Annotated in this window: 11 protein-coding genes and 2 riboswitches; of the genes, 4 read left to right on the top strand and 7 right to left on the bottom strand. The window is 61.6% G+C overall.

Annotation, left to right across the window (positions count from 1 at the left end; translation table 11 throughout):
* Positions 1-57 precede the first annotated feature (57 nt).
* From BLQ41_RS19690 to cobW, 4 genes are all read right to left on the bottom strand, one after another.
* Positions 58-603, bottom strand: a complete 546-nt coding sequence (locus BLQ41_RS19690; protein WP_331715164.1) for a vWA domain-containing protein — start codon at positions 601-603, stop codon at positions 58-60.
* Between the two features lie 119 nt (positions 604-722).
* Positions 723-1,727, bottom strand: coding sequence for an ATP-binding protein (locus tag BLQ41_RS19685; protein ID WP_090188674.1), 1,005 nt, complete (start codon positions 1,725-1,727; stop codon positions 723-725).
* A 161-nt stretch (positions 1,728-1,888) separates the two neighbouring features.
* The gene (gene cobN / locus BLQ41_RS19680; protein ID WP_090183441.1) at positions 1,889-5,659 is read right to left on the bottom strand and encodes a cobaltochelatase subunit CobN; all 3,771 of its coding nucleotides are present in this window, start codon (positions 5,657-5,659) and stop codon (positions 1,889-1,891) included.
* A 3-nt stretch (positions 5,660-5,662) separates the two neighbouring features.
* Positions 5,663-6,724, bottom strand: a complete 1,062-nt coding sequence (cobW, locus tag BLQ41_RS19675) for a cobalamin biosynthesis protein CobW (protein WP_090183439.1) — start codon at positions 6,722-6,724, stop codon at positions 5,663-5,665.
* A 101-nt stretch (positions 6,725-6,825) separates the two neighbouring features.
* A riboswitch (cobalamin riboswitch) is annotated at positions 6,826-7,037 on the bottom strand.
* 198 nt (positions 7,038-7,235) lie between these two features.
* Positions 7,236-7,463, top strand: a riboswitch (cobalamin riboswitch).
* Between the two features lie 120 nt (positions 7,464-7,583).
* On the opposite strand from cobW, the gene BLQ41_RS19670 reads away from it, so the two are divergent.
* The 4 genes from BLQ41_RS19670 to cobM all read left to right on the top strand — a co-directional run bounded on the left by BLQ41_RS19670 (position 7,584) and on the right by cobM (position 9,742).
* A complete protein-coding gene (locus tag BLQ41_RS19670; RefSeq protein WP_090183438.1) occupies positions 7,584-7,787 on the top strand; it encodes a CbtB domain-containing protein in 204 nt (67 codons plus the stop codon).
* An 11-nt stretch (positions 7,788-7,798) separates the two neighbouring features.
* Positions 7,799-8,503, top strand: coding sequence for a CbtA family protein (locus BLQ41_RS19665; protein WP_090183436.1), 705 nt, complete (start codon positions 7,799-7,801; stop codon positions 8,501-8,503).
* Positions 8,500-8,913, top strand: a complete 414-nt coding sequence (locus BLQ41_RS19660; RefSeq protein ID WP_090183435.1) for a cobalamin biosynthesis protein — start codon at positions 8,500-8,502, stop codon at positions 8,911-8,913. Before BLQ41_RS19665 ends, BLQ41_RS19660 begins: the two co-directional genes overlap by 4 nt.
* Before the next feature lie 82 nt (positions 8,914-8,995).
* Positions 8,996-9,742 carry a precorrin-4 C(11)-methyltransferase gene (cobM, locus tag BLQ41_RS19655; RefSeq protein ID WP_090183433.1) on the top strand — a complete coding sequence of 249 codons (747 nt, stop codon included), beginning with the start codon at positions 8,996-8,998 and terminating at the stop codon, positions 9,740-9,742.
* A gap of 188 nt (positions 9,743-9,930) precedes the next feature.
* Here the strand turns inward: cobM and nfuA are convergent, their stop codons facing one another.
* The 3 genes from nfuA to BLQ41_RS19640 all read right to left on the bottom strand — a co-directional run bounded on the left by nfuA (position 9,931) and on the right by BLQ41_RS19640 (position 14,002).
* Complete coding sequence (gene nfuA, locus BLQ41_RS19650) at positions 9,931-10,515, bottom strand: Fe-S biogenesis protein NfuA (protein WP_007898222.1); 585 nt, start codon at positions 10,513-10,515, stop codon at positions 9,931-9,933.
* A gap of 57 nt (positions 10,516-10,572) precedes the next feature.
* Positions 10,573-11,607: an acyltransferase family protein gene (locus BLQ41_RS19645; protein ID WP_090183432.1), complete on the bottom strand. Its 1,035-nt coding sequence runs from the start codon at positions 11,605-11,607 to the stop codon at positions 10,573-10,575.
* 97 nt (positions 11,608-11,704) lie between these two features.
* The gene (locus BLQ41_RS19640) at positions 11,705-14,002 is read right to left on the bottom strand and encodes a fatty acid cis/trans isomerase (RefSeq protein WP_090183430.1); all 2,298 of its coding nucleotides are present in this window, start codon (positions 14,000-14,002) and stop codon (positions 11,705-11,707) included.
* Between the last annotated feature and the right edge of the window lie 50 nt (positions 14,003-14,052).

Here is a 14,052-nt window from a genome sequence, read left to right as displayed (position 1 = left end):
GTCGCCCTCTTCGCGATTTCGCTCGCGATGAGGGCCTTGCAAACAAACAAGCCGATCTCAGACTGAGATCAGTTCATCGATGTGCCGATAATCCGCTTCCAGCTCCGCCGCCAGCTGTTTCGCCCGACCGAGCCGGATCGGCCCTCGCTCAATATCAATCAGCAGCCCCGGACACTCCAACACCGACAGCACGGGCCATTCTTTCACCCGTCCATCGGTCACCAGCACCAGCCTTTGCTGCTCTGCCGGGAAGCGCTTCTGCCGTGTCGCCAGCCAATTCCCCGCCTCCCCCAGCGCCGCCAGCAACGGCGTACCACCGCCCGCGCCCAAGCCATCCAGCCAGGCGCGCAGGCTCGTCGATGCTTTCAAGCCTTGCACCTGCCATGTCGGTACGTTGCCACTGGCGGTGAGCAACGCCAGACGTGCGCGCTGGCGGTAAGCGTCGTCGAACAGTTGCGCGAGCAGGCCCTTGGCATCGCTCAACGCTTGATGGCGCCGGGTCGAGGCCGAGGCGTCGACGATCACCAACCACAGTTCATGGGGGAACCGCGTGCGTTGATGGAACAGCAGATCTTTATGCTGACGCGGACGCCCCTTGAGCAAGGTGCCAGGCCAATCGATCGTGCCGCTGCGCGCGGCGTGACGCTTGCCCTGCTTACCATTGGCCAGCCGTCCTGCGCGGGGTCTGGCATTCGCCCCCGCGTCAGATCGAGGGCGAATGCCTAGGGCTTTTTTGGCCAGCTCGGCACTTCACGTCGCGCGCCGACCGGCAGCGCCTGGGCGGGCATTTCGCCCCATTGGCCCTGGCCTTCGCTGGGGCTGGGGTTGGACGCTTGTGCGGAGGGAGGCTGATTGTTTTGCGGTGCCGGAGGTGAATGCTCACGACGGCGATGCCGCAAGGCAAACTCGGCGACGGCGTCGATATCTTCTTCGGCGATGGTGTGTGCCCCGCGCCATGCGGCATGGGCCCGGGCAGCGCGCAACCAGACCAGATCGGCACGCAAACCATCGACGCCGGCGGCAAAGCAGCGCTCGGTAATCTGCGCCAGCGTCTCATCGTCCAGCGGGATGCTCATCAGCGTGTCACGCGCCGTCTGGCAACGTTCGCGCAGCGATTGCTGCTGGCTTTCCCACTGCGCACAGAACGCTTGCGGATCGCTGTCGAAATCCAGCCGTCGACGGATGATCTGGCCACGTTCTGCAGGTGCGGTGTGGCCGCCTAGGGCGACGTTCAAGCCGAAACGGTCGAGCAATTGTGGACGTAGTTCACCCTCTTCCGGGTTCATGGTGCCGATCAGGACGAATTTCGCCGAATGCCGATGGGAAATGCCATCGCGTTCGATCAGGTTGGTGCCGCTGGCGGCCACATCGAGCAACAGGTCCACGAGGTGATCGGGCAGCAAATTGACTTCATCGACGTACAACACGCCGCCGTCAGCCTTGGCCAATACGCCGGGGGAAAATTGCGCCCGTCCTTCGCTCAAGGCGGCGTCGAGGTCGAGGGTGCCGACCAGCCGTTCTTCGGTGGCGCCCAGGGGCAAGGTGACAAATTGGCCGCTGGCGAGCAGGTCCGCGAGGCCGCGAGCCAGGGTCGATTTGGCCATGCCGCGCGGCCCCTCGATCAGCACGCCGCCGATTTTCGGGTCGATGGCGGTCAGGCACAAGGCGAGCTTCAAGTCATCGGCGCCGACCACGGCACAGAGCGGGAAATGCGGGGTGTCGGTCATCATTAAATCTCGGTCACGGTCGCTGATCCATCATCAAAATGTCAGAGGCACTTGTACCCCTGTGGGAGCGGGCTTGCCCGCGATAGCGATATTTCATTCACATGGATGGCGACTGACACGGCCTCTTCGCGGGCAAGCCCGCTCCCACAGGTTCAAGCGCGTCAGCTGTCTTCTTCTATATCCAGCAACAAATTCTCCAGCGCCTCGCGGTACTCGCCCGGCGCCTTCCACATCCCCCGCTGCTGCGCCTCGAGCATGCGCTCGGTCATGTCGCGCAATGCAGCCGGATTATGTTCACGCACAAAGTCCCGAGTCGCCGGATCGAGCAAATAGGCATCCGCCAGCAACGCATATTGATGATCGTCGATCAGTTGCGTCGTCGCATCGAAGGCGAACAGGTTATCGACCGTCGCCGCCAGTTCAAAGGCCCCTTTGTAGCCGTGACGCTTCACGCCATCGATCCACTTGGGGTTGGCAGCACGGGAGCGAATCACCCGGTTCAACTCTTCTTTGAGCGTGCGAATCTTCGGCAAGTCCGGCTGGCTGTGATCGCCGTGATAACTGGCCGCTGTTTCGCCGCTGAGGCTTTCCACGGCGGCGAGCATGCCACCCTGGAACTGGTAATAGTCGTTGGAATCGAGCAAGTCGTGCTCGCGATTGTCCTGGTTCTGCAGCACGGCCTGAACCTGACTCAGGCGCTGGGCGAATTGTGTCCGGGCGGCGGTGCCTTCATCGGAGCCGCCGTAAGCGTAACCGCCCCAATTGAGGTAAACCTCGGCCAGATCCTCGCGGCTTTGCCACAACCGACCGTCGATGGCGCCCTGCACGCCTGCGCCATAAGCACCGGGCTTGGCGCCGAAGATGCGCCAACCGGCCTGCCGTTTGGCCGCCTCTTCATCCAGACCTGATTGCATCAACGCTTCACGCTCGGCACGCACTTTGGCGGCCAGCGGGTTGAGGTCGTCTGGCTCATCGAGGGCGGCGACCGCTTGCACCGCTGCGTCGAACAGACGAATCAGGTTGGCAAAGGCATCGCGAAAGAATCCCGAGACGCGCAAGGTCACGTCCACGCGCGGGCGATCAAGCAAGCTCAATGGCAGGATTTCGAAATCATCGACTCGCTGGCTGCCCGTAGCCCAGACCGGACGTACACCCATCAGCGCCATCGCCTGGGCAATGTCGTCACCGCCGGTGCGCATGGTCGCGGTGCCCCAGACTGACAGGCCGAGCTGGCGCAAGTGATCGCCGTGGTCTTGCAAATGTCGCTCGAGAATCAGGTTGGCGGACTGGAAACCGATACGCCACGCGGTGGTGGTCGGCAGGTTGCGCACGTCCACCGAATAGAAATTGCGTCCGGTCGGCAACACATCCAGTCGACCGCGACTCGGTGCGCCACTGGGACCGGCCGGGACGAAACGACCGCTCAGGGCATCCAGCAAGCCGCGCATTTCCGCCGGGCCGCAAGCGTCCAGGCGCGGGGCGACGACGTCGCGCAGGCTGTCGATGATGGCGCTGACGTCGCTTTCACAGGGACCCGATTTGGCTTGAGGTTGGTCCAATGTCTGCGAGATCAGTTGAGCGGCGAACAGCTCAAGGCGTTCACGGGTATCGCCGGCGGTACGCCAGGCTTCATCACTGAGGGTTTGCAGTTCCATCGGGCGCGGTCCGGTCCAGGGCTCGGCCAGCGCACAATCCAGCGGATCGAAGCCCAGCGCGAAGTCCTTGGCCAACGCCCGCAACAAACTTGATTGCGCGCCACGGCCATCGCCACGGGGAATGCGCAGCAACGCCAGCAATGTATCGATGCGCAACCGCCCGGTCGGCGATTCGCCAAAAATGTGCAGGCCATCGCGGATCTGCGACTCTTTCAAGTCACATAAGTATGTGTCCAGACGCGGCAGCCAGATCGCTGCATCGGCATCGCTGTCGAGCTTCTCGTCCAGTTGCAGTTCGCGATCGATGTGGGTGTCGCGCACCAGTTGCAGGATGTCGCGCTGCAATTCCCGGGCACGGCGCGGATCGAGCAGTTGCGCTTCGTAATACTCGTCGGCCAGCAGTTCGAGGTTGCGCAGCGGACCGTAGGTTTCAGCGCGGGTCAGCGGTGGCATCAAGTGATCGATGATCACCGCTTGTGTGCGGCGCTTGGCCTGGGCGCCCTCACCCGGGTCATTGACGATAAACGGATAGATATTCGGCAGTGGCCCGAGCAACGCGTCCGGCCAGCAGTTTTCCGACAGCCCGACGCCTTTGCCCGGCAGCCATTCGAGGTTGCCGTGCTTGCCGACGTGAATCACGCCATGCGCGCCGTAGGTATTGCGCAGCCAGAAATAGAACGCCAGGTAGCCGTGGGGTGGCACCAGGTCCGGGTCGTGGTACACCGCGCTCGGATCAACCTGATAACCGCGCGCCGGCTGGATGCCGACGAAGGTCAGGCCCAAACGCAGTCCGGCGATCATCATCCGCCCGCCACGGAACATCGGGTCGTTGTCGGGCGAACCCCAGCGCTCCAGCACCGCTTGCCGATTGGTCTCGGGCAAGGCGTCGAACATCCGGTTGTAATCGTCCAGCGCCAGGCTTTGATGACACGGACGTTGGTCGAGGGTATCGAGGTCGTTGCTGACGCCGCCGAGCAATTGCTGGATCAGCGCGGTGCCGCTGTCCGGCAAGTCGGCCGGCAGCGGATAACCTTCCTGATGCAGCGCGCGCAGGATGTTCAGCGCGGCGGCCGGGGTGTCGAGACCGACGCCATTGCCGATGCGCCCATCGCGGGTCGGGTAGTTGGCAAGGATCAGCGCGACGCGTTTTTCACTGTTTGGCAGCCGTGCCAGATCGATCCAGCGCCGCGCCAGTTCGGCGACAAAATCCATGCGTTCAGGCTGCGCGCGATAGCAGACCACGTCCGACTGACTGCGCTCACTGCGCCACGCCAGGTCCTTGAAGCTGATCGGCCGGCTGATGATCCGACCATCCAGCTCCGGCAGCGCGATGTGCATGGCCAGGTCACGCGGACCGAGGCCTTGTTCACTGGCACGCCAACCCGGCTCGTTGTCCTGAGCGCAGATCGCTTGAATCACCGGGATGTTGCGGCGAAACGGTCGCAGGTGCGGGGCTTCGGGGCTGGACTGGGCGAAGCCGGTGGTGTTGAGAATCACCCCTGCCTCGACGTGGTCCAGCAGGTCCTCGACCACCGTCAGGCAGCCGGGTTCTTTCAAACTGGCCACGGCAATGGGCAACGGGTTCAACCCCGCTGCCTGCAAACGCTGGCAGAACACATCGATAAAAGCGGTGTTCGCTGCCTGTAAATGCGAGCGGTAAAACAGCACCGCTGCCACTGGCTGATCGGCTCGCCACTCGGCTTGCCAATCTTCAAGGTCGGCGGGGCTTTTTTGTGGGTGGTAAATCGCTGTGCGCGGCAGGGTTTGCGGCTCGGCCCACACGTAATCGCGCGCCAGCCAGCGATTGGCCAGGCAGCGGAAAAAATCCATAGCGTTGTTCATGCCGCCCTGACGCAAAAACTGCCAGAGACGATCGCGGTCTTGCGCGGGAACGGTGCTCAGGTCGCTGAGTTCCGGGTCCGGGCGATCATCGCCGGGCACCAGAATCAGCTGCACACCCTGCTCCGCGAGCTGCACCAGCCGTTCGACGCCGTAGCGCCAATAGGCGATGCCACCGTGCAGTGAAATCAGAATCACCTTGGCGTGGCGCAGCACTTCGTCAACGTACAAATCGACCGACGCGTGATTCTGCACCTGCATCGGGTTGGCCAGGCGCACGCTGGGGTAATCGTCCGGCAGTTGCTGCGCTGCTTCGGCGAGCAGCGCGAGGCTGGAATCGCCGCTGCACAGGATCACCAGCTCGGCGGGGGTTTGTCCAAGGTCGGCGATGTTGTCATCCGACACGAAACCGCCGGGCTGGGTCCTGAGCAGGTGCATGGCTTACACGCTGAGCGCGGCGCGCAATTGCGCTTCAAGCAGGACGGCGTCGAGTTCCTGGCCGATCAGCACCAGACGCGTGGTGCGCGCTTCAGCGGCGCCCCACTGACGGTCGAAATGCTTGTCGAAACGCGTGCCCACGCCCTGGATCAGCAGGCGCATCGGTTTGTTCGGGATGGCAGCGAAACCTTTGACGCGCAGAATGCCGTGCTGGACCACCAGCTGGGTCAGCGCGTCCAGCAGCAGGCTTTCGTCGGCTTGCGGCAGTTCGATGGAGATCGAATCGAACGCATCGTGGTCGTGATCGTCTTCGCCTTCATGGTGGTGATCGTGATGACTGTGACGGCTGTCGATGTGTTCTTCGGAGCCGGCGCCAAGGCCGATCAGCACGTCCAGTGGCACGCGACCGCTGCTGGCTTCGATGACTTTGACGGCTGGCGGCAGTTCTTCGGCGACTTCCAGACGCACCCGGGCCAGGTCTTCAGGGCTGATCAGGTCGGCCTTGTTGAGGATCACCAGGTCGGCGCTGGCCAGTTGGTCGGCGAACAGCTCGTGCAATGGCGATTCGTGATCCAGGTTCGGGTCGAGTTTGCGTTGGGCATCGACCTGGTCCGGGAAGGCGGCGAAGGTGCCGGCAGCAACGGCCGGGCTGTCGACCACGGTAATCACCGCGTCAACGGTGCAGGCGCTGCGGATTTCCGGCCACTGGAAGGCTTGAACCAGAGGCTTTGGCAGTGCCAGACCCGAGGTTTCGATGAGGATGTGGTCGAGGTCGCCGCGACGCGCCACCAGTTCGCGCATCACCGGGAAGAACTCTTCCTGGACGGTGCAGCACAGGCAGCCGTTGGCCAACTCATAAACGCGGCCGTTGGCTTCTTCTTCAGTGCAGCCGATGGAACACTGCTTGAGGATTTCGCCGTCGATGCCCAGCTCGCCGAATTCGTTGACGATCACCGCAATGCGGCGGCCCTGAGCGTTGTCGAGCATGTGCCGCAGCAAGGTGGTTTTGCCCGAGCCGAGGAAGCCGGTAACGATGGTGACGGGAAGTTTGGCCAGTGTTTTCATCGGATGCCCTTTGGCAAGGTGGCGGGCATACGGGACGACAATCGCTGCGACGGATGCGCGCGCGGAAGAGTTCGCCACCGGATCACCCCGCCCGGTTGAAAGTGAGAATCTGTGTCGAGGCAGGTCTCCTGGCTGACGGTGTGCCAATGGCAGACTGGCATTCGCTGCGCCTTCCCGCGAACCCGTTGTGCAGGGTTTGCAGTGGCGTGGCAGCGAACATCACCGTTCACAGTTGCGGGGGCAGCCGCGGCATCGACCGCGTTCCCTTCTTAGCTTCGGCAAACGCCGAAGAACCTCGAATGCGCAAGGCTACGCATCGTGTGGGGGCGGGTCAATCGTGACCTGCCTGATGATCGTTCCCACGCTCTGCGTGGGAATGCAGCCCGGGACGCTCTGCGGCCCTTCGCAGCCGAACGCGGAGCGTCCGTTGAGGCATTCCCACGCAGAGCATGGGAACGATCAACCAAACGAGAACCCATGCCAATTGACTCCCCCGCCCCGCCCATGCTCTCCTACACGCCTTGTTACGGGTGCCCTTCACAGGGTGAAACGGGAAACCGGTGAATCATGTGCTTTACTCAAAGCCATGTCAGTCCGGTGCTGCCCCCGCAACGGTAAGCGAGCGAAGCGTCAGATCCACTGTGCCAGCAGTTCGGCATGGGAAGGTGATGCTTGCAGGTTCAGGCGCAAGCCTTGACCCCTCGTGAGCCCGGAGACCGGCCCGCAACACAAAGTGACCATTACGATCACTGAATAACAAACCCGCGGTGGGCGGGCGCTGTTTGAACCTCTGCGTGCCCGTTCGCAGGGGTCTTCGATGCGCTCTATTCACCCACTGACAAGACCAGAGGGATGCGCCATGTCGATTATCAGCAGCACCGGCAGCCACGCCGACAAGAGCACCGCCAGCACCACCACGACCCTGACTCAACGCCTGACCGCCGCCGTGTGTGCGTCGATCCTGGGTGCGAGCCTGGTTTATTTCGCCGGTTTCTCGCACATTGAAGCGGTGCACAACGCCGCGCACGATACCCGACACAGCTCCGCGTTCCCGTGCCATTGAGGCCAGCCGAGATGATCAAGCGTATTGCGCAAACCGCGGGTTTTACCGGGCTACTGGCCGCGTTGCTGCTGACCCTGCTGCAAAGCTTCTGGGTGGCTCCGCTGATTCTGCAGGCCGAGACGTACGAAAAATCCGAACCGGCTGCGGTTGAAGTTCACGAACATGCCGCCGGTGTCGCCGCGCACACCCACGATGCCGAAGCCTGGGAGCCACAAGATGGCTGGCAGCGCGTGCTGTCGACCACCGGCGGGAATCTGGTGGTGGCCGTTGGTTTCGCCCTGATGCTGGCCGGTCTCTATACCTTGCGTGCACCGACCAAAACCGCTCAAGGCCTGCTTTGGGGCCTGGCCGGTTACGCGACGTTCGTGCTGGCGCCGACCCTCGGCCTGCCGCCTGAACTGCCAGGCACCGCCGCTGCCGATCTGGCGCAACGGCAAATCTGGTGGATCGGCACGGCCGCCTCTACCGCTGTTGGCATTGCGTTGATCGTGTTCAGCCGCCACTGGCTGATGAAGATCCTCGGCGTGGCCATTCTGGTGGTTCCACACGTGATCGGCGCGCCGCAACCGGAAGTGCATTCGATGCTCGCTCCGCAAGCCCTGGAAACCCAATTCAAAATCGCTTCGCAGCTGACCAACCTGGGATTCTGGCTGGCCTTGGGCCTGATCAGCGCCTGGTTGTTCCGTCGCAAAAGCGATGGCCAATACCACGCATGACGGATACCAGCACAGCGCCGACTCTAGTGGTCGGCCTGGGCTGCCAGCGCGGCTGCCCCGTCAGCACGCTGCGCGCGTTGCTCGATCAGGCATTACAGGCGCATAACATCGCACTTCACCAGATCAAGGCCTTGGCCAGCATCGACTTGAAGCGCGGAGAACCTGGCCTGCTCGAACTCGCCGAACAACTTGCGTTGCCACTGATGTATTTCAGCAGTAAAGAACTGGACGTTTATAAAGCGCAACTCAGCCATCATTCGGACATCGCGTTCGAACGCACCGGCTGTTACGGCGTAGCGGAAAGTGCCGCACTGGCCCTGGCCGAACAACTGGCCCAGTCCCCTGCAAAGTTGCTGATTTCGCGACAAAAATACGCCCAGGCAACCCTGGCATTAGCCTGCACTGCGTAAAATCCCCGATAATCCCCGCCCCCGATCATGAGCAATCTTCATCTGAAGCCTTGCCCAGCCCCTTTTTTGACAGGAACCGACGATGACCGTCTATTTCATTGGCGCAGGTCCCGGCGACCCGGAACTGATCACCGTCAAAGGCCAACGACTGATTCGCAGTTGCCCGGTGATCATCTATGCCGGCTCTCTGGTGCCCGCCGCCGTCCTCGAAGGCCATTGCGCCGAACAAGTGGTCAACAGCGCCGAACTTCACCTGGAACAGATTATCGAACTGATCAAGACCGCCCATGCCAACGGCCAGGACGTGGCGCGGGTGCATTCGGGTGATCCAAGTCTGTATGGCGCGATTGGCGAGCAGATCCGTTACCTGCGTGAACTCGGCATTGCGTTTGAAATCATTCCTGGCGTCACGGCGACGGCTGCCTGCGCGGCGCTGCTGGGGGCCGAGCTGACGTTACCGGACATCTCGCAAAGCGTGATCCTGACCCGCTACGCCGACAAAACCGCGATGCCGGCCGGTGAGGAACTGGGCAGTCTGGCGCAGCACGGGGCCACGATGGCGATTCATCTGGGGGTCAATCACCTGGAGAAAATCCTCGTCGAATTGCTGCCGCATTACGGCGCAGACTGCCCGATTGCGGTGATTCACCGGGCGACCTGGCCGGATCAGGATTGGGTCGTGGGGACGCTGGCGGATATTGCAGAGAAGGTCCACGCCAAGGGATTTCGCCGCACGGCGTTGATTCTGGTGGGTCGGGTGTTGGGCAGTGATCACTTCAGTGAGTCATCGCTGTACCGCGCCGGGCATGCGCATTTGTATCGGCCCTGAAGTGATCGTTCCCACGCTCTACGTGGGAATGCAGCCCGGGACGCTCCGCGTCCCAACAGCGGACGCAGAGCGTCCATTGAGGCATTCCCACGCAGAGCGTGGGAACGATCAACGAACACATCGATCACCCATAAAAAAACGGCGCTCACGGGGCGCCGTTTTTTTTATGTCCGCAGCGAACACCTTACTCAGTAGTAGGCGTTTTCTTTCTGCGTGTGGTCGGTCACGTCGCGCACACCCTTGAGCTCGGGAATGCGCTCGAGCAAGGTGCGCTCGATGCCTTCGCGAAGGGTGACGTCGGCCTGGCCGCAGCCTTGGCAACCGCCGCCGAACTTCAGAACGGCGATGCCGTCTTCGACCACATCGATCAGGCTGACCTGACCGCCGTGGCTCGCGAGCCCCGGGTTGATCTCGGTTTGCAGGTAGTAGTTGATGCGCTCGTTGACCGGACTGTCAGCGTTGACCATCGGGACTTTGGCGTTTGGCGCCTTGATGGTCAGCTGGCCGCCCATGCGGTCGGTGGCGTAGTCGACTACCGCGTCGTCCAGGAAGGCTTCGCTGAACGAATCGATGTAGGCGGTGAAGCTTTTGAGCCCCAGCGCCGTGTCTTCAGGTTTTTCTTCGCCCGGCTTGCAGTAGGCAATGCAGGTTTCGGCGTACTGGGTGCCAGGCTGGGTGATAAAGACGCGGATGCCAATGCCCGGGGTGTTCTGCTTGGAGAGCAGATCAGCCAGATAATCGTGGGCGGCGTCGGTAATGGTAATAGCGGTCATGGAAACTCCTCGCAGGCTTGGGCGCAGTTTACGCCAATCATCGCGCCGTACAAAGTCCTAGTATTTTTGTCGGGAAAGAGCCGGCCCCCCTTCAACCGCCGGTTCGCCGTCAATCCGCTCTTTAAGCCACCGATAGCTGCGTTTTTCCACCCATTCGTAACTTGCCCAAGACGCCAGACCGATAGTCGCCGCGCAAACGACGAACATCACGTAGGGATTTACACCATAACGCTGTGCGACAAATCCACCGGCAGACAGCACCAGCACGTGCATCAGGTACACCGAGTAGGAACAATTACCCAGCAGTTCAAACACCCGGTTGTTCTCGACATAACGCTCCAGCGAGATGCACGCCATCACCAATACCGCACTTGGCACGCCCCAGGCCAGGAAACGCGGCGCTGGCGCCCAGTGATAAATGGCCAGCAGCGCGCCACCAACCCCCAGCAACGGCAGCCACAAACCCGGCTTGATCCAGCCACGACGGTAAATCATGCCAATGGCGATCCCGAGCAAGAACTCATAAACGATGTCCGATCGGTAGAACTCGCTGACCCAGCCATAACCGGTCCAGGCCTGGCACACCGCAAACAGCAGTGCCGCGACAACCAATAGCCGCAACTGCAAGCGGAACAGCAACGCCCAGCCGAACAGCAGGTAGAAGAGCATTTCGTAGTTGAGGGTCCAGCCGACGTTGAGGGTCGGATAAATCCCGTAGCCGCCGGGATTCTGCGTAGGAATGAACAACAACGACAGCAGGAAATGCGACCAGTCGACGCTTTGATCCGGCAATACCGGGCGGGCAAACACCACCACCAGCGCCATCAACGCGGTGTACAGCCAATACGCCGGGACGATCCGAAACAGTCGATACAACAGAAATCGCGTCGGTGGCAGAGACTTGCCTTCGGTCGAGAGGAAGATCACCAGCCCACTGATGACAAAGAATACGTCGACACCCGCCGCGCCCTTATCGATGAACATCTGCCCCACCGGGCCACGGGCCTGGAAGTCGAAGAAAATCTGCATGAAATGGTGGCAGACCACCGCCCAGGCAGCGATGGCGCGCAGGGCTTGTACTGAAATCAACATGGATGGCCCTCTGATCGCAATCGGCAACCCACCGCAGATCCCACAAGGGGTGGGTGGTGCCTATGAAATCCGACACCAGCCCATCCTCAAAGGTCGATCAAAGATTCTCGTAGCGGTTCATGTCGAGCACGCCCTCTTCCACCGGGTCGGTCTCGTGGATGTAGAGACTCAGGTCATGGAAGTAAAACCAGAACTGCGGATGACTGCGGCGAATGCCCCAACGCTCGACGATTTTCTCGAAGCTGCTCGCGTCCCTGGCATTTTCCATCGCGTCCACGAACGCCGGCACCTGCTCCGCCGGGATATTGAACATGAAGTTCGGGTAGCTGCTGAGCACGCCCGGGAAAATGGTCAGGGTGTCGAGGCCTGGCTGATAGCGCAGTGATTCGCCGAGCAGGAACGCCACATTGCTGTGGGCGCGGTTGCGCAACAGGCTGTACATCTCACGTTTGCCGCTCGCGGTTTCAATGCGCAGCATCGTCGCTTCCGGCAGCTGGTCGATGACCTTCAGACCCGCCGCCGGGCGCGAAACCAGGCGACTCAAGGCTTGTTCGGCATTTTGCAGCGCCGGGTCGATGTTCGGCCGTGAGCAGTAAGCGCCGTCGCACCGGTTGATCGGATCAGGCTTGGCGTTGAGTTCGCCGTAACGAGCCAGCAGTTGCATCGCAAAGTCGCGTTTCGGGTCTTTCTCGTCGAGTTTGAGTGCCGTCGGCTTGTCGTTGTCGATGGCCTCGTAATCGAGCCACATCTTGAGTCTGCCGCTGTTCTGGTACCAATCGTCCAGGTACGCGGTTCGCGAGTCGGCCGGCATCAGGCGCAGGAAATTCTGCTCGGCACCGTTGCGGATGAGGTCGAAATACAGCCGCGTTTGCGCTTGATGGGACACATTGCCGAACACATCGAAGTTGACCGCCAGTTGATAGTAGGTGCGTTCCAGCAGTGGAAAGTCGAACAGCCAGATGGTTTGCGGCACATCGCCGATCAGGCCCTTGTTCACCGACGCACTGTCGAAGTGCCGAAAGATACTCAGCAGCGCATTGTCGTTGCCGGCCCACAAGGTCGACCAGCTCGGTGCCGGCGCATCGGCGTAATTATCCCGGCGCAGTGCCTCGTACTCGTTGCGTTTGTCGCGGTAGTCGTGCCACAGGCTCAGGACACTGCCGACGTCGTCGTTCTGGCCCGGCATGGCCAGCAATGGCGTGGCCTGGCCTCGGTAGTTCGGGTCGGTGATGTACAGATCGTGCTCCGGCGCCTGGAACAGCGCCCAGAAGTTGTCGCGAATCACATCCGTGGCGATTTGCCCGCGGCAGACCGGGCCGCGAATGAAGGTGCGCACAAAGTATTCGGCGTTATCGAGCATGAACTGATAACGCGCCTGCGCCGGAATCGCTTCAAAGGTGGTGAACGGATTGGCTCGACGCTCCGGGCCATAACCCGGCAAGGCATTGACCTGCCAAGTGCCGTTGTAAAACAGGCTTTTGATCCGCGCCATCTTCGCCGCGCTCAGCGGATAGGTGATGTGGGTCTTGAGCACGATCACGCCCTGCACCGGCCATAGGCGGTAATACACTTGGGTGCCGGGGTCGTCGTTCGGGCGACGGGTGTTGATCAGGTCGATCGGCTGGCCGGTCGGAGTGCGCGAACGCACCCACTGGAAGAAGTGCCCAGGCTCACCGTCCTTGAAGTACAGATGCGCGAGAAACCAATGCTCGAACAACCAGCGCCCCACCAGACTTTCCCGGGCGCCTGGCGAATTGAGCAGGTTTTCCCACTGCACCACCTGCAAGGCCTCGTTCGCACTCGGCACCAGGCCCTGTTCATCGATTGGCGCACCGGAGGCCAGCCAGCGTTGCAACGTCTGGTACTGCTGATCGGTCAGGCCGGTGACCGCCAGCGGCATGCCTTCTTTAGGATGTGTACCGGCATAGCCGTCGAATTCGGCCGGCATGGCGCAGCTGTTTTCCCGGTTAAGGCCCAGGACGATCTCTTCAGGCAACCTGGCGTTGGGTTGCAGCGGGGTTTTATGGCCCAACTCAAGCATCCGCGCCATCAACGCCGCCTGACTGCCTTGGGCGTCGAGCACCGAATAAAAGCCCTTTTGCTGCCAGGCGCGTTTGCCAAACGCATCGTAAAACAGGCGGGTCGGCGCGGCAGCCTGACTGCGCTCGCCATCATAGACAGTGACCTTGGTCGCGCCACGGGCCGCCCCTTCGCCGCTGCCCAGATTGAGCTGACAGGCGGAGTCGTAGCAGGCATGGCAGGCCACGCACTTTTCGGTGAAGATCGGTTGGATGTCGCGGGTATAGGAAAGAGCCGTAGAAATCGCCGGACCTTGCGCAGTCGCGTCCCAGCTTAATAGCAGCAAAATAATGCTGGTGATGACGCGATACGACATGTCCCTGGTCCTGATCGTGAAAAACGCCGGAATTCTACCGGTCCGGCACC

This window comes from Pseudomonas arsenicoxydans, assembly GCF_900103875.1.
Taxonomy (GTDB): domain Bacteria; phylum Pseudomonadota; class Gammaproteobacteria; order Pseudomonadales; family Pseudomonadaceae; genus Aquipseudomonas; species Aquipseudomonas arsenicoxydans.
The sequence above is the reverse complement of the archived record's forward strand: the minus strand, read 5'-3'. Positions and strand labels throughout refer to the sequence as shown.

Excerpts from the sequence above, each read along its gene's own strand:
- BLQ41_RS19645 (WP_090183432.1), bottom strand. The coding sequence starts at position 11,607 with ATGTTGATTTCAGTACAAGCCCTGCGCGCCATCGCTGCCTGGGCGGTG.
- BLQ41_RS19685 (WP_090188674.1), bottom strand. The coding sequence starts at position 1,727 with ATGACCGACACCCCGCATTTCCCGCTCTGTGCCGTGGTCGGCGCCGAT.
- cobN (WP_090183441.1), bottom strand. The coding sequence starts at position 5,659 with ATGCACCTGCTCAGGACCCAGCCCGGCGGTTTCGTGTCGGATGACAAC.
- BLQ41_RS19660 (WP_090183435.1), top strand. The coding sequence starts at position 8,500 with ATGACGGATACCAGCACAGCGCCGACTCTAGTGGTCGGCCTGGGCTGC.
- cobM (WP_090183433.1), top strand. The coding sequence starts at position 8,996 with ATGACCGTCTATTTCATTGGCGCAGGTCCCGGCGACCCGGAACTGATC.
- cobW (WP_090183439.1), bottom strand. The coding sequence starts at position 6,724 with ATGAAAACACTGGCCAAACTTCCCGTCACCATCGTTACCGGCTTCCTC.
- BLQ41_RS19665 (WP_090183436.1), top strand. The coding sequence starts at position 7,799 with ATGATCAAGCGTATTGCGCAAACCGCGGGTTTTACCGGGCTACTGGCC.
- BLQ41_RS19640 (WP_090183430.1), bottom strand. The coding sequence starts at position 14,002 with ATGTCGTATCGCGTCATCACCAGCATTATTTTGCTGCTATTAAGCTGG.
- BLQ41_RS19670 (WP_090183438.1), top strand. The coding sequence starts at position 7,584 with ATGTCGATTATCAGCAGCACCGGCAGCCACGCCGACAAGAGCACCGCC.
- nfuA (WP_007898222.1), bottom strand. The coding sequence starts at position 10,515 with ATGACCGCTATTACCATTACCGACGCCGCCCACGATTATCTGGCTGAT.